A 13,814-nucleotide genomic window follows, 5' to 3' on the forward strand; every position below is an offset into this window, starting at 1 on the left:
CGGGACAGGCTACTCAGTCGCGGGCGTAGGTGTCGTCGCGGTCCTGGTCGGGGTCGGACTCGATGGTCGGCGGCACCTCGACGATGCGTCGCGGCGTGAGCCACAGCAGCGCGACCGAACTGACGAGCATGATCCCGCCCAGGACGAGGCAGGCGTACTCGAACGGCACGTAGAACGCCTCTTGACTGCCGTCGGCGATCTTCTCCGCGAGCGATGCGGCCTGACCGGACAACCGGTCCACGACGACCGTCGCCTCGGCGAGGGATCGCTCGATCAGCGTCCCGGCCTGGTCGGCCTGGGCGACCATGGCCTGGCCGCCGGCGGTGTCGCCGGTGGCGATGCGCTGCTCACCGGCGGCGGTCAGTTGATCGCGGGCCAGTTGTGCGGTCTCGCCGATGCGCGACTGGTATCCCGCGGCGACGATGCTGCCCGCGATCGCGATACCGATCGCCGCGCCGATCTCCCGGGCGGTGTCGTTCACGGCCGAGCCGACGCCCTGGTTGTCGAGCGGGGTGTTGGACATGATGGCCGTCGTGGCGGGCGCCGACGCCAGACCGATCCCGACCGCTATCAATGCGACCACGCCGGCGAGCGTCCAATACGTCTCGTACCGGAACGATCCGAGGAGGATCAGCCCGACGCCGGACAGCAGGGCGCCGGCGGCGATGACGAACTTGAGCGAATCCAGTCGTACGGCAAGCCAGTTCGCGATGAGCGTGGTGAGGCCGACGCCGGCCACGAACGGCATCAGCGCGACCGCCGACTGCAGCGGGGTGTAATCGAAGACCAGCTGCAGCAACTGCAGCAGCAGGTAGAACATGCCGAACGAGGCGAGGAACTGGACCGCGACCGACAGCGCCCCGGACCCGAAGGCGCGGTTGCCGAGCAACCGGACGTCGAACAGCGGCGACGTCGAACGCAGTTCCACGGCGACGAACCCGCCCGCGAGCAGGACGCCGCCCACGATGCAGATCAGGACAACGGGATCCGCCCAGCCCCGATGAGGTGCCTCGAGCAGACCGAGGACGACGCCGGTGATGGCCAGGACCGAACAGACGGTCCCCGGGATGTCGAAGCGACCGGGGTCGCTGTCCTTGGAGGTGCCGATCGTCAGGCACAGCGCGGCCGCGACGGCTGACGCCGCGGCGAAGGTGATGAAGATCGAGTGCCAGGAGAAGAACTCCAGGAGAAGCCCGGTGACCAGGAAGCCGGCGATGGCGCCGCCGCCGGCGATCGCCGACCAGATGCTGATCCCGACCGCGCGTTGACCTTCCGGCATCCCGGACGTGATGAGGGACAACGTGGTGGGCATGATCAGCGCCGCAGCGGCGCCGGCGAGACACCGCGCCAGGATCAGTTGGGTCGGGCCGTCCACCCAGATCGCGACCAGGGACGCGAGACCGAACAGCAGGAGACCCACGATCAGGACCTCGCGGCGCCCCAAGCGATCGCCGATCGCGCCCGCCGGGAGCAGGAGCGCCGCGAGCGCCAGGGTGTAGCCGTCGACGATCCAGGTCATCTGACCGGCGTCGGCGCCGGTGTCGATCGCGATGTCGGGGAGGGCGGTGTTGAGGGCGGCCATCGCCGCGACGACCATGCTGACCGACAGGCAGGCGACCAGAACCAGCCAGGCGGATTTCGCATCGAGGCGGATGGCGGACGGTAATCTCATTCGGCGTCCTGCACTTTCGGGGTCGGCATGCGGAACCGGTTCGGTCGGCACGTTCGCCGCCACCGCGGTGTTGCGGTTTCGTTATCGCGACACGCTATGTGGGCGCCGACGCTACTCGAGTAACTTGTGACACATTTATCACTGCAGTATCGATACCGGGCGAACGCGAGACCGCGCCGGTCCCCGTTGGCCCCGGACAACCGAAAGTGGTGACAGGTCATGGCCTCACCCCGAATCGCACGAACCCCCGCCGCTGCTACTCCCGCTGCCGCGACCGCGACCGCGGCCGCATCGCCCGACGTCGCCCCGAACGGGACCGAGATCTCGCCCGCCCGCGTCCATGTGTGGCGTGTGCTGTCGATGCTCGCCGCACTCATCGGCGTCGTCGTGGCACTCGTGGCCATCGCGTCGTCAGCGGTCTGACCGACCCTCTGGGGAGGTCGATGCGACCGCCGACGACGCGCGCGCCGACTCCTAGGCGGCGTGCCGCTCGATGGCGGCACCCAGACGCGGCAGTGCCGCGATCACGTACTTCTTCCCCTTGCCGCGCAGCGAGTTGTACGCCTTCGCGAGTGCGGGCTTGGCGGTCTCGGCCTGCTGGTCGGTCACCGACAGCAGGGCCTCGGCCGCGGCATCTCCGTTGGCCGAGAGGTGATCGCCGAAGGCGACACCGGCAGGCTTGGAGTCCCAGAACGGCGCCAGCGCCTTCAGGAAGTCCTCGGCCATCTGATCGGTGGCGCTGCGCACAACACCGGGCTTCACCTTCTGCACCGCGGAGTAGGCGGTCTTCACAGCGGCGCCGCTCAGACCCGACTGGTCGGCCACCTCGGCGTCGATGACACCGACGAGGTCGGTCACCAGTGCACTGCGGTTGTCGGCGAGTAGGGGCGTCAGCGAATCGCTCATGGGCGTCTCCTCGGGGATATGCGACGTGGAACCTGCGGGCCGCCTCGCGGTCCGCGTGTGTAGCGTACTGGCCCCACGCGACCGCGTCTCCGGGCTGCGGCCCCGCCGTCGCGACGGCGGTTCTACTGGCGACGTTCGCAGACCACATTGCCGAGGGCCTTCGCGCCGTCGCGTTCGACGACGGTCGCGGTGGCCAGCAACCGGGAGCCGTCCTCCCAGACCTCGACCGCGAGGGTCTCGCCCGGGAACACCACGCCCGCGAACGACGCCGAGTAGTCGGCGACCGCGGTCACGTCGCCGCCGAGGACCTCGTCGACGATCACGCGGCAGACCGTGCCGTACGTGCACAGGCCGTGCAGGATCGGCCGGGGAAAGCCTGCGCGGGAAGCGAATCCGGGGTCGGAGTGCAGCGGGTTGCGGTCTCCGCACAAGCGGTAGAGCAGTGCCTGCTGGGGGAGCGTCGAAACGGTGAGGCGATGATCCGGCGCGCGGTCGGGGTAGTCGACCTTGGCCGACGAACCGCGTTCGCCGCCGAACCCGCCCTCGCCCTTCGCGAAGATCGATGAGCGGGACGTCCAGAGGGTCTGCCCGCCGTCGTCGGTGGTCACCGACTCCTGCACGATCACCGCGGCCGAACCCTTGTCCTGGATCTCGGCGATCCGGGTGCGGGTGGTCGCCTTGCCGGCGGCCGGCAGCGGCCGGTAGGCGGTCACCTGCTGGCTGCCGTGGACGACCTTCGCGAGGTCGATGTCGATGCCGGGGAACGAGACCTTCGGGGGCTCGGTGGTGTGGAACCCGGCGGCCACGGTGGCGAAGGTGGGCAGCACCTTAGGCGTCGCGTCGTGGATGTACTCGAGCCCGGTGGTGTCCATCGGGTCCGCAGCGGCACCCACCGCGAGGTTGTAGAGGGCGGCGTCGGAGGCCGACCATTCGAAACTCACCTCGGGCAGTTCGGCACCGAGGGCGACGGAGAGGTCGATGGGCATCGGGTCAGGCTCCTGTCGATGTCGGGGTGGCGGCCTTGGCGGCGATGTCGGTGGCGGCCAGGTATCCGAAGACCATGGCCGGACCGATCGTCGCGCCCGGGCCGGCGTACGTGTGCCCCATGACCGGCGCGCTGGTGTTGCCCGCCGCGTAGAGACCCTCGATGACGGAGCCGTCGGCCCGCAGTGCGCGACCCGAGGCGTCGGCGTTGATCCCGCCCTTGGTGCCGAGATCGCCCGGGACCATCTTGACCGCGTAGAACGGACCCTTGCTGACCTCGCCGAGGCTCGGGTTGGGCTTGTTGGTGATGTCGCCGTAGTAGTGGTCGTAACCGCTTGTGCCACGGCCGAAGTCTTCGTCGACACCCTTGCGAGCAAAGCCGTTGAACCGCTCGGTGGTCGCGGTGAGCGCGTCGGCCGGGACGCCGATCTTGTCGGCGAGTTCGCAGATGCTGTCGGCCTTCACGACGACGCCCGACTCGAACCACTTCTTGGGCAACGGCTGTCGCGCGTTGATCCCGGCGAAGAGGTAGCGGTTTCGGCACCGCTGGTCGAAGATGAGCCACGACGGCACGTTCTCGCCGGGGCCCTCGCCCTGGCCGAACTCGCCGCCGTACATCTGGTGTACCGCTTCGACATACGGCAGCGACTCGTTCATGTAGCGCTGCCCGCGCGTGTTCACCATGAAGGTGCCCGGTACCGCCCGCTCCGACAGCGCGAACCACGGACCGCGTGGCAGCGGGATCGTCGGACCCCACCAGGCGTCGTCCATGAGCGACACCGCGGCGCCGATCTTGAGGCCGGCGTTGATGCCGTCGCCGGTGTTGCTGGGGGCGCCGGTGGTCCACTCGGAGCCGATCGGGTCGCGCTGGTACTTCTTGCGCATCTCGTCGTTGTGCTCGAATCCGCCGCAGGCGAGGATCACGCCGTGGCGGGCCCGGATCTCGACGCGCTTGCCGTCGGATTCGGCGATCACGCCGACCACGCGGCCGTCTTCGGTGATGAGGTCGGCGAGGCCGGTGTTCAGCCGGACCGGGACGCCCGCCTCGCGGACGCCGAGAAGGAGCTCGGCCGCGAGTGCTGCGCCCATGGCGATGAGCTTCTTGCCGCGGCTGCGCGCCCAGAAGAACCGGCTGCCGACCTTCGCCATCCGCAGCGGACCGCGCCAGTGACGCAGGCCGGTGTTGAGCCAGCGGTAGTCCGACTGCAGAACGACCATGTTCAGCGGCGCCTTGGTGTACTGCGGGTGCAGCGTCTTCAGGTCGTCACCGAGGCGGCGCGCGTCGAACGGGCGCGGCTCGATCGACCGTCCGGCGAGCCGGCCGCCGGGCGCCTCCGGGTAGTAGTCGGAGTAGTTCTTGACCCACTCGAGGTCGAGGGGGGCGTGCGCCATCAGGAAGTCCAGCGCCTCGGGTCCGCGGTCGATGTAGGCGTCGATGCGGTCGGCGGGCGCGTGTTCGCCGATGATCGCGTGGACGTACTCGCGGGCCTTGTCCGGGGTGTCGGTCACGCCGTCGCGGCGGAGGACCGAGTTGTTCGGGATCCAGACCCCGCCCCCCGAGCGCGACGTCGAGCCGCCCCAGTACGGCGATTTCTCGATCAGGACCGTCGACAAGCCCTTCTGAGCTGCGGTGATCGCCGCGCTCAGGCCCGCAGCTCCGGCCCCGACGACGACGACGTCGAAGGTCTCGGGTCCAGGGGTCTCGGGTTGGGTACTGGTCTGTTCTGGTTCGGTCGAGCCGGCCATGGGGTCCCCTTCGTGCGCGCAGCTGGAACGTGTTCTACCTGAATTAGAACACGTTGCAGAAATGGGGCGCCAGGGGTGCTCCCGTTCCCGTCGACTGTGCGTCTGAACTCGTTCACTGTGCGTCTGTTCTCGTCGACTGTGCGACGGGATCGGACGCGCCGGTGATCACGTGCCACGGGTCGAGGCCGTCGTCGAGCATGCGCGCCGCCAACTGCTCAGACCAGTCGTGCTCGGTCCCGTACCGGTCGCGCCAGGTCCACAACGCCGTGGTGAACCGGCCGAGGGAATGTTCGGCGGTGAACCCGATGGCCCCGTGGATCTGATGGGCCGCGGCCGCGACGTCGTGTGCGTGGCGCGACGTGACGATCTTCGCGGCGGCGATCGCGTCACGGGCCGTAACGATGTCTTCCGACGCCGCGGCGGTCGCCGCTCGTGCGGCGGTCTCCATCAGCGTGGTCTGCGCGGCCATCTGCGCGAGCCTCTGCTGAATGGCCTGGAACCTGCCCAGCGGCCGGCCGAACTGGACCCGCTCGGCGGCGTAGCGGACCGTGCGGTTGCGGACTGCCCGCGCTGCGGCTGCCAAGGCGACCGCGTAGACGAGTGCCCCACGCGTACGCAGATCGTCGACCGTGACCGGCGACGGGGCGGAGAACGTGACCTCGGCATCGTCGAAGACGATGTCGCTGTAGTCCAACCCCATCAAGTCAGTGCCAGGCTCGACCCGAAGCCCAGCTTCGCGACGATCGACGACCGCGATCACCGCGCCGTCGGTGGTCGAGGCCAGGATCACGATGACGTCGGCCGACGCGGCGTACGGGACTCCGATCGCGGTGCCGCTGAGTCGGATTCGCTCGTCATCTCCTCGGACGGTTGCCTCGTCGACGACCGCGACGGTCGCGCTCAGCCCGTCGAGTACGTGATCGACGCGTCCCGCGAGCCACGCAGCCAGCAATGCGTGTTCGACATACGGGGTGATCGCGCCGGCCTCGGTGAGAGTGTCGAGGACGGCAAGAGCGTCGCCGAGCTCGGCGCCCTGACCTCCTGCCGGCTCCGGGACGTCGAGAGCGGTGAACCCGGCGTCGACGAGGGCCATCCACAACGTGAGGTCGGCTTCGGTGGCCGGGGTCCGCAGGTCGACGGGAAACCGTGTCACCATCGCGGCCGTCGCCGCAGCGAGTTCTGCTGCCAGTTCGGTCATCGCATCCCCAGTCCGCGCGCGACGATGCCGCGCAAGATCTCGTTGGTTCCCCCACGCAGGGTGAAAGCCGGTGTGTGCAGGACTGATTGAGCCAGCAGGCGGTCGAAGTCCGACCCGCCGGTGCGCCGCGGGGTCGCGCCGGACGCGTCCCGGATCGCGGTGACGAGGTCTCCTTCGAAGGTCGAACCGAGGTCCTTGACCATCGCCGCCAGTACGTCGGGTTTGCCGCCGGATTGAAGTTCACGCGCCACCTGCATCGACATCTGGCGCAGCGCCCAGGCCTGTGCGGTCAGCTCGCCCAGTGTTTTTCGCTGCTGCGGCGTCGCGCCGTGCTGTCGAAGCAGGTCGGTCCAGGTGCGGAGCAACGGCAGCGTGGAGAGGTAGCGTTCCGGCCCCGACCGTTCGAAGGCCAACTCGCTCATCACCTGTCGCCATCCCTCTCCGCGCACGCCGAGCAGTGCCGAGGAGTCGACGACGGCGTCGTGGAAGATCACCTCGTTGAAGTGCGCGTCGCCGTCGATGCTCGCGAGTGGACGGATCTCGATGTCGGGGTGCGGGAGGTCGACGACGAACTGCGACAGTCCCTGCTGGCGGTCCTCGGTGGTGCCGTCGGTGCGTGCGAGGAGCACCATGGCGTGCGCGATGTGAGCACCGGTGGTCCAGACCTTGGTGCCGCTGATGGTCCACGAGTCCCCGTTGTCGGTGGCCCGGGTGCGGACCGCGGCCAGATCGGAGCCGGCGTCGGGTTCGCTCATCCCGATCGCGAAGAACATCGTGCCCGCCGAGATCCGCGGGATGTAGTGCAGCCTTTGCGCCTGCGTCCCGTTGGCGAGGATGCCGGGGGCCATCTGCCGATCGGCGATCCAGTGCGCCGCGACCGGTGCGCCGTGCGCGAGGAGTTCCTCGGTGATCACGAAACGCTCGACCGGCGTACGACCCTGCCCTCCGTACTCGACGGGCATGGTCGTACCCAGCCAGCCCCGATCGCCGAGTCGTCGACTGAAGTCGGGATCGAAACCCGTCATCCAGCTGTCGACGTCGGGACGGAAAGCGCCCTCGGCGAGTTCGGTCCGGAGGAACTCGCGCACCTCGGACCGCAGGGCGCGCAGGACGTCGTCGGAAACATCCACGGCTTCCTGGCTCATGACCGGCCGGGACCGCGGGACGACCAGTTCTGCCCCTTGCGGGCCATCGACCACATCTGCATGCCACGCTCGATCTCGATCGCCGAATCCCAGGTCACCGCCGGCGGGCCCAGTTCGAGTCGTACACTGGCCATCACCCGGCGCGTCAGCTCCGGGTCGCGCGAGGCGGGTCCGGTCAGATCGGCGACGATCGCCGGGATGTCCGGAACCGGTGCGGCCGCGTACGCCAGGCCACGTTCGACCGCCTGCGCACCGGACAGCGACTGACCGCAGACGGCGAGCGCGATCGTGTCGGCCCGCCCCACCGCACGGTTCAGCAGGGTGAGGTGCCCGCCCCCGGGATGGATGCCGCGGGCGAGGAATCCGCTGTCGAGGACGGCGTCGGGCGTGGTGACGAGCAGGTCGACGGCGAGCGCGAGGTTGAGGCCCGCCCCCACGGCCCCGCCGACGACGACCCCGACCGTGGGGACCGGCAGGGACCCGACCCGGACGAACGCGCGGTAGACCGCGGACAGCTGCGCCACCGATTCCGGTGCCGCCGGATCGGCCGACGCGCCGGCCAGGATCCGCGTGTCGGCCCCGCTGCAGAAGTACGAACCGGCTGCGTCGACGACGACCGCGCCGATGTTGTCGTCCGCGGTGACCCGGTCGCAGAACTCCTCGATCGCCGCGGCAATCTCGAGGGTGATGGCGTTCTTGCGGCGTGGGTTGTTGAGCGTCAGCCGTCCCACGCCGTCGTCGAAGGAGGTCAGAACGGCCTCGCCGGTGTCGTCGGTGTCCGGCGAGACTGGATTCGGGGACTCGGAACTCATGACGAGAACCGTAGTCGTCCGGTGCGCGCGTGATGGCCGATCTCGGTCACGCCTCGGAATGCGCGACGATCGGACCGAGGACTGCCCGCAGACTGCAACGTGTTCTAAACTAGAACACGTTCACATGCGGAAGGCGAGGGCACGATGACGGTTGAGCAGGGGATTCGCGAGCAGATCGCTGCAGATCTGGCGCGGGCGGAGGCGTCGGCGACCGCCATCGACCGCCCCACCGACGCCCATCCCGACCTCGATGTGGTCGACGCGTACGAGATCCAGCTGATCAACATCCGCAAGCGGCTCGACGCCGGCGCGAAGGTTGCGGGGCACAAGGTCGGCCTGGCCTCTGAGGCCATGCAGAAGATGATGGGCGTCGACGAACCGGATTACGGCCATCTGCTCGACGACATGCAGTACTTCGAGCACACCCCGATCGATGCCAAGAAGCTCTGCTTCCCGCGCGTCGAGGTCGAGGTCGGTTTCATCTTGGGCGAGGACCTGCCGGGCGAGGGCTGCACCAATGAGGACGTGATCGACGCGGTCGCGTGGGTGGTGCCCTCGATCGAGCTGATCGACTCGCGGATCAAGGACTGGCAGATCACCCTGTGCGACACGATCGCCGACAACGCGTCGTCGTGTGGCTGGATTCTCGGTCAGCAACGCGTCCCGATCTCCGAGATCGACACCGGTGACATCGAGGCGACGCTGACGCGCAACGGCGAGATCGTCGCGAAGGGCAACTCGTCTGCGGTGCTCGGTCATCCGCTCAATGCCGTGAGTTGGCTCGCGCGCAAGGTCGAGGGCTTCGGGGTGCGTCTGCGCAAAGGTGACGTCATCCTCCCGGGCACCGCGACGCGGGCGATCGACATCTCGTCGGGTGATCACTTCGTGGCCGATTTCGCCGGTCTGGGCAGCGTCACCCTCGACTTCACCTGACCCGACGTGTCCCTCGATTCCACCGAGTCCTGAACAACTTTCACACCGAGCAAGAGGAGGAACCCGTGGCAGCCAAGCTGACCGCAGCGATCATCGGGTCGGGCAACATCGGCACCGACCTGATGTACAAGCTGGAGCGCTCCGAGGTGATCGAGCCGCGCTGGATGGTCGGCATCGATGCCGCCTCCGAGGGTATGAAGCGTGCGGCCGATCATGGCCTCATCACGATGAGTGGTGGTGCCGACGAACTGCTGGCGTCCTCGGAACGCCCGGATCTGATCTTCGAGGCGACCTCGGCCTATGTGCACCGCGAGTACGCGCCGAAGTACGAAGAGGCGGGCATCATCGCCGTCGATCTCACCCCGGCCGCCGTCGGCCCCGCGGTGGTGCCGCCGGCCAATCTCCGCGAGCATCTCGATGCGCCGAACACCAACATGATCACGTGCGGCGGTCAGGCGACCATCCCGATGGTGCATGCGGTGAGTTCGGTTGTGCCGGTGCCGTATGCCGAGATCGTCGCGTCGGTCGCCTCGGTGTCGGCCGGGCCGGGCACCCGCGCGAACATCGACGAGTTCACCGCGACGACGTCGGCAGGTGTGGAGACGATCGGCGGCGCGCAGCGCGGCAAGGCGATCATCATCCTGAATCCGGCCGACCCGCCGATGATCATGCGCGACACCATCTTCTGTGCCATCCCCGAGGATGCGGACACCGATGCGATCGCCGAGTCGATCCACCGCCGGGAGAAGGAGATCCAGGCCTATGTGCCGGGATACCGGTTGCTGCAGGATCCCCAGTTCGACCCGCCGAGCGTCCTGAACGGCGGGCACGCCCGGGTGTCGATCTTCGTCGAGGTCGAGGGTGCGGGGGACTTCCTCCCGCCGTACGCCGGGAACCTGGACATCATGACCGCTGCCGCCACGAAGGTCGGCGAAGAGATCGCGAAAACCAAGTTGGGAGTCCCCGCATGAGCACCAATGTGGTTCTGACACCGCGCGACCCGAAGCTGATGGCGAACGCGCGCAAGTACTCTGACACCCTCGACATCCGCATCACGGACTCGTCGCTGCGTGACGGCAGCCACCACAAACGTCACCAGTTCACCGAGGACGAGGTGCGTGCGATCGTCGGCGCGCTCGACGAGGCCGGTGTGCCGGTCATCGAGGTGACCCACGGTGACGGTCTGGGCGGGTCGTCGTTCAACTACGGTTTCTCCAAAACCCCTGAGCAGCAGCTGATCAAGGCCGCCGCGGAGACGGCGAAGCGAGCCAAGATCGCCTTCCTGATGCTGCCGGGGCTGGGCACCAAGGACGACATCCGCGCGGCGCAGGACAACGGCGGTCAGATCTGCCGCATCGCGACGCATTGCACCGAGGCCGATGTCTCGATCCAGCACTTCGGGCTCGCGCGCGATCTCGGTCTGGAGACCGTCGGGTTCCTGATGATGAGCCACAGCCAGCCGCCGGAGGTCATCGCCAAGCAGGCCCGCATCATGGCCGATGCCGGGTGTCAGTGTGTGTACGTCGTCGACTCCGCCGGTGCGCTCGTCCTCGAGGACGTGACCGTTCGGGTCCAGGCCCTGGTGGCCGAACTCGGCAACGACGCGCAGGTCGGGTTCCACGGGCACGAGAACCTCGACATCGCGGTTGCCAACTCGGTCAACGCGATTCGAGCGGGTGCCCAGCAGATCGACGGCTCGATCCGGCGTTTCGGCGCGGGGGCCGGCAACACGCCCACCGAGGCCTTCGTGGGTGTGTGCGACAAGCTCGGCATCACCACGGGCGTCGATTTCATGAAGATCGCCGACGCCGCACAGGATGTCGTCCGACCGGCGATGCCGTCGGAGTGCCTCGTCGACCGCTCGGCCATGATGATGGGCTACGCCGGCTGTTACAGCTCGTTCCTCAAGCACGCCGAGGGCCACGCCGAACGCTACGGCGTCTCGGCCGCGGAGATCCTCCTCGAGGCGGGTAGCCGCAAGCTGGTCGGCGGCCAGGAGGACCAGCTCATCGACATCGCCCTCGAGCTCAAGAAGAAGCAGGACGCGAACGCCGGGGTCTGAGCAGCGATCCGCTGGGCCGCTTGCCGGTTGCCGCTCAGCTTCGGCTGATATGCGCGAGGAAGTCGCGCGCGGCGCCGGCACTCGGTTGCGGGCCCGACAACCAGACCGCGCGTAGCGGCCGGGCGAGGTCGAGGTCGGCTATCGGGACGTGGGTGAGCCGGTGACCGAGGTCGTCGGCCACCGAGAGGTCACTGAGGACCGCCGGACCGGCTCCTGCGATGACCGCCGCCCGCACCGACGCCGTCGTGGACAGTTCCAGGACGGGTGGCGCGGCCTCGCGTCCGGGGCCGAGGGTCCTGGTCAGGGCGCGCTCGAGAAACTCCCGGGTGCCCGAGCCCTCCTCACGCGTCACCAATGGAGTGCGGGCGAGATCGGCGGCCGTGACCGGCCGCCGCAGCCGCGTCCACGGATGACCCGGTGGTACGACGAGGATCAGCTTGTCGCGCGCGACGGCCCGGCTGCGCAGACCGGTCTGGACGCGGGACCCTTCCACGAAGCCGAGTTCGATGTCGCCGGCACGGATTAGGTCGTACACGTGATCGGAGTTGGTCGCGGTGAACGACACCTTGGGGGCGGGCTGATGCTGGGCGGCGAACGTGACGAGCCAGCGGGGCAGGAGGTGCTCGGCGACGGTCAGGCTGGCGGCCAGGCGCAGCTGATCACGTCGTTCGAGGCGTAGGGCGGCCAGACCGGCGTCGAATTCGCCGGCCAGGGTCAGCAGGCGGTCGGCCCATTCGGCGACGAGTCGTCCGGACTGGGTCGGCACCGAACCGCGCGGCGTGCGCGTCAGCAGGGCGACGCCGAGCTGCGTCTCCATGGCGCGGATGCGCGCCGACACCGCCTGCTGGGTGACGCCGAGTTGGGTCGCGGCGGCGTTGAGGCTGCCCGTCCCGACCACCGCCTGCAGGGTCTCGAGGGACGCGAGGTCGGGCATCCGCGGACTCAGCACCATCGCTCGAGGGTACAAGCGCCGGTGGTACCCGGGATACAAACGGCGGTTGTATCCTGCCAAGGATTCGGGTCCTACCGGCGTCGTGGGTTTCGCGGGAACGTGATGGACATGACCACGACCACTGCCTCCGCCGGACTCGCAGCACCGGACCTCGGGACCGCAACAGCCCGCGCGGTGGGGCGGCGTCGCGCCTCCTACGTGCCGCCCAACTGGTTCGCCGCGGTGATGGGCACGGGGATCATCGCGATCGCCGCGCACAGCCTGCCCTGGCAGCCCACGGGTCTGGCTGAGGTGGCAACCGTTTTCTGGCTGTTGGCCTGCGCGGTGTTCGGCGTCGTGCTGGTCGCCACGGTCCGGCACTGGGTCCGCGACCCGGAGGTCGCCCGCGGTCATCACGCCCACCCCGTCGTCGCCCACTTCTACGGTGCGGTGCCGATGGCGATCATGACGGTCGGGACCAGCACGATGGTCGTCGGAGCGACGGTGATCGGCCGGGATCTGGCGCTGGGGATCGACCTCGTGTGCTGGGTCGTCGGCACGATCGGCGGGGTCGTCACCGCGGTGGTCATCCCGTATCGGCATCTCATCGTCGGCCGCTCGTCGGTCGGCGACGCGTTCGGCGGCTGGCTGATGCCCGTCGTCCCCCCGATGGTCTCGGCGTCGGCGGCCGCGGTGCTCACCCCGCAGTTGTCCGCTGGTTGGGCGTCGCATGTGGTGATGGGGATCGGTTGCGCGATGTTCGTGCTGGCCGCGCTCGCCTCGCTCCCCATTCTGTGGGTGCTGGCGTCGCGGCTGCGCACCGGCGACGTCGGCGCCGCGCACATGGTCCCCACCTGGTGGATCGTCCTCGGACCGCTCGGCCAATCGGTCACCGCGGCGTGCCTGCTGGCCCACGTCGCACCCCATGTCGTCGACGCGCCCATGGCTGAGACCTTGCATTCGTTTACGGTCGGTTATGGCCTCACCGTCTGGGTGGCGGCAACCCTGTGGATCGCCGTCGCAACACGGCTCACCGCGCGGACCCTGAGGTCGGGAATGCCGTTCGCGATGACCTGGTGGGCGTTCACCTTCCCCCTCGGCACCTACGTCACGGGTTCGAGTGCGCTGGCCCTCACCGTCGGTGGGACGGTCTTCGAGGTCGTGGCCGTCGCCGGATTCACGGTCCTCGTCCTGGCATGGAGCGGCGTGGCGGTCCGCACGATTCGCGGGGTCGTCACCGGCGAACTCCTCCGGGCACCCGGGGTGCGGTGAGGAGCCGCATCCGCAAACCCACCCCTTTTCCGTAAACCCACCACGCTCGGACCGGGTGGGTTTACGGAAAACGGGTGGGTTTGTCGGAAGGGCGGGGCTACGAGATCCCGGCAGTAGCGGGTTGCGGAGTGTGCGCGGGCGGGTGTGCCGTCT

13 protein-coding genes are annotated in these 13,814 nt (G+C 68.8%); 5 read left to right on the forward strand and 8 right to left on the reverse strand.

Annotated features, from left to right (window positions below):
* Positions 1–13: 13 nt before the first annotated feature.
* On the reverse strand, positions 14–1,672 hold the full coding sequence (locus ACFUEJ_RS02210; protein WP_388027319.1) for an MFS transporter: 1,659 nt from the start codon (positions 1,670–1,672) through the stop codon (positions 14–16).
* A gap of 219 nt (positions 1,673–1,891) precedes the next feature.
* Here ACFUEJ_RS02210 and ACFUEJ_RS02215 point away from each other — a divergent pair, with 219 nt between their 5' ends.
* Positions 1,892–2,095 (forward strand): hypothetical protein, encoded by a 204-nt coding sequence (locus tag ACFUEJ_RS02215; RefSeq protein WP_388027322.1) that lies wholly within the window; start codon positions 1,892–1,894, stop codon positions 2,093–2,095.
* Between the two features lie 51 nt (positions 2,096–2,146).
* Here ACFUEJ_RS02215 and ACFUEJ_RS02220 read toward each other — a convergent pair whose 3' ends face one another.
* The 6 genes from ACFUEJ_RS02220 to ACFUEJ_RS02245 all read right to left on the reverse strand — a co-directional run bounded on the left by ACFUEJ_RS02220 (position 2,147) and on the right by ACFUEJ_RS02245 (position 8,463).
* The gene (locus ACFUEJ_RS02220; protein ID WP_058251180.1) at positions 2,147–2,578 is read right to left on the reverse strand and encodes a DUF6918 family protein; all 432 of its coding nucleotides are present in this window, start codon (positions 2,576–2,578) and stop codon (positions 2,147–2,149) included.
* 122 nt (positions 2,579–2,700) lie between these two features.
* Complete coding sequence (locus tag ACFUEJ_RS02225; protein WP_388027325.1) at positions 2,701–3,564, reverse strand: MaoC/PaaZ C-terminal domain-containing protein; 864 nt, start codon at positions 3,562–3,564, stop codon at positions 2,701–2,703.
* A gap of 4 nt (positions 3,565–3,568) precedes the next feature.
* Entirely contained in the window at positions 3,569–5,308 is a 1,740-nt protein-coding gene (gene kstD / locus ACFUEJ_RS02230; protein ID WP_388027328.1) for a 3-oxosteroid 1-dehydrogenase, read from the reverse strand.
* Positions 5,309–5,420: 112 nt separating this feature from the next.
* Positions 5,421–6,506: an acyl-CoA dehydrogenase family protein gene (locus tag ACFUEJ_RS02235; RefSeq protein WP_388027330.1), complete on the reverse strand. Its 1,086-nt coding sequence runs from the start codon at positions 6,504–6,506 to the stop codon at positions 5,421–5,423.
* On the reverse strand, positions 6,503–7,651 hold the full coding sequence (locus ACFUEJ_RS02240) for an acyl-CoA dehydrogenase family protein (protein WP_388027332.1): 1,149 nt from the start codon (positions 7,649–7,651) through the stop codon (positions 6,503–6,505). The genes ACFUEJ_RS02235 and ACFUEJ_RS02240 overlap by 4 nt, the downstream gene beginning before the upstream one ends.
* On the reverse strand, positions 7,648–8,463 hold the full coding sequence (locus ACFUEJ_RS02245) for an enoyl-CoA hydratase-related protein (RefSeq protein ID WP_388027334.1): 816 nt from the start codon (positions 8,461–8,463) through the stop codon (positions 7,648–7,650). Before ACFUEJ_RS02245 ends, ACFUEJ_RS02240 begins: the two co-directional genes overlap by 4 nt.
* A 144-nt stretch (positions 8,464–8,607) precedes the next feature.
* On the opposite strand from ACFUEJ_RS02245, the gene ACFUEJ_RS02250 reads away from it, so the two are divergent.
* The 3 genes from ACFUEJ_RS02250 to dmpG all read left to right on the forward strand — a co-directional run bounded on the left by ACFUEJ_RS02250 (position 8,608) and on the right by dmpG (position 11,458).
* Positions 8,608–9,396, forward strand: a complete 789-nt coding sequence (locus ACFUEJ_RS02250; protein ID WP_277244217.1) for a 2-keto-4-pentenoate hydratase — start codon at positions 8,608–8,610, stop codon at positions 9,394–9,396.
* 65 nt (positions 9,397–9,461) lie between these two features.
* Positions 9,462–10,367, forward strand: a complete 906-nt coding sequence (locus tag ACFUEJ_RS02255) for an acetaldehyde dehydrogenase (acetylating) (protein WP_086533665.1) — start codon at positions 9,462–9,464, stop codon at positions 10,365–10,367.
* The gene (dmpG, locus tag ACFUEJ_RS02260) at positions 10,364–11,458 is read left to right on the forward strand and encodes a 4-hydroxy-2-oxovalerate aldolase (RefSeq protein ID WP_159370112.1); all 1,095 of its coding nucleotides are present in this window, start codon (positions 10,364–10,366) and stop codon (positions 11,456–11,458) included. Before ACFUEJ_RS02255 ends, dmpG begins: the two co-directional genes overlap by 4 nt.
* 34 nt (positions 11,459–11,492) lie before the next feature.
* Here dmpG and ACFUEJ_RS02265 read toward each other — a convergent pair whose 3' ends face one another.
* Positions 11,493–12,410: a LysR family transcriptional regulator gene (locus tag ACFUEJ_RS02265; protein ID WP_226512530.1), complete on the reverse strand. Its 918-nt coding sequence runs from the start codon at positions 12,408–12,410 to the stop codon at positions 11,493–11,495.
* Positions 12,411–12,512: 102 nt separating this feature from the next.
* On the opposite strand from ACFUEJ_RS02265, the gene ACFUEJ_RS02270 reads away from it, so the two are divergent.
* Positions 12,513–13,661: a TDT family transporter gene (locus ACFUEJ_RS02270; RefSeq protein WP_226512531.1), complete on the forward strand. Its 1,149-nt coding sequence runs from the start codon at positions 12,513–12,515 to the stop codon at positions 13,659–13,661.
* Positions 13,662–13,814: the final 153 nt, after the last annotated feature.

Origin of the sequence: Gordonia sp. NPDC057258, assembly GCF_042668985.1 — a bacterium.
Classification (GTDB): Bacteria; Actinomycetota; Actinomycetes; order Mycobacteriales; family Mycobacteriaceae; genus Gordonia; species Gordonia hongkongensis.

What these genes read in the sequence shown, in the direction of transcription:
- ACFUEJ_RS02210 (WP_388027319.1), bottom strand. Translation starts at nt 1,672, where the DNA reads ATGAGATTACCGTCCGCCATCCGCCTCGATGCGAAATCCGCCTGGCTG.
- ACFUEJ_RS02215 (WP_388027322.1), top strand. Translation starts at nt 1,892, where the DNA reads ATGGCCTCACCCCGAATCGCACGAACCCCCGCCGCTGCTACTCCCGCT.
- ACFUEJ_RS02220 (WP_058251180.1), bottom strand. Translation starts at nt 2,578, where the DNA reads ATGAGCGATTCGCTGACGCCCCTACTCGCCGACAACCGCAGTGCACTG.
- ACFUEJ_RS02225 (WP_388027325.1), bottom strand. Translation starts at nt 3,564, where the DNA reads ATGCCCATCGACCTCTCCGTCGCCCTCGGTGCCGAACTGCCCGAGGTG.
- kstD (WP_388027328.1), bottom strand. Translation starts at nt 5,308, where the DNA reads ATGGCCGGCTCGACCGAACCAGAACAGACCAGTACCCAACCCGAGACC.
- ACFUEJ_RS02235 (WP_388027330.1), bottom strand. Translation starts at nt 6,506, where the DNA reads ATGACCGAACTGGCAGCAGAACTCGCTGCGGCGACGGCCGCGATGGTG.
- ACFUEJ_RS02240 (WP_388027332.1), bottom strand. Translation starts at nt 7,651, where the DNA reads ATGAGCCAGGAAGCCGTGGATGTTTCCGACGACGTCCTGCGCGCCCTG.
- ACFUEJ_RS02245 (WP_388027334.1), bottom strand. Translation starts at nt 8,463, where the DNA reads ATGAGTTCCGAGTCCCCGAATCCAGTCTCGCCGGACACCGACGACACC.
- ACFUEJ_RS02250 (WP_277244217.1), top strand. Translation starts at nt 8,608, where the DNA reads ATGACGGTTGAGCAGGGGATTCGCGAGCAGATCGCTGCAGATCTGGCG.
- dmpG (WP_159370112.1), top strand. Translation starts at nt 10,364, where the DNA reads ATGAGCACCAATGTGGTTCTGACACCGCGCGACCCGAAGCTGATGGCG.
- ACFUEJ_RS02265 (WP_226512530.1), bottom strand. Translation starts at nt 12,410, where the DNA reads ATGGTGCTGAGTCCGCGGATGCCCGACCTCGCGTCCCTCGAGACCCTG.
- ACFUEJ_RS02270 (WP_226512531.1), top strand. Translation starts at nt 12,513, where the DNA reads ATGGACATGACCACGACCACTGCCTCCGCCGGACTCGCAGCACCGGAC.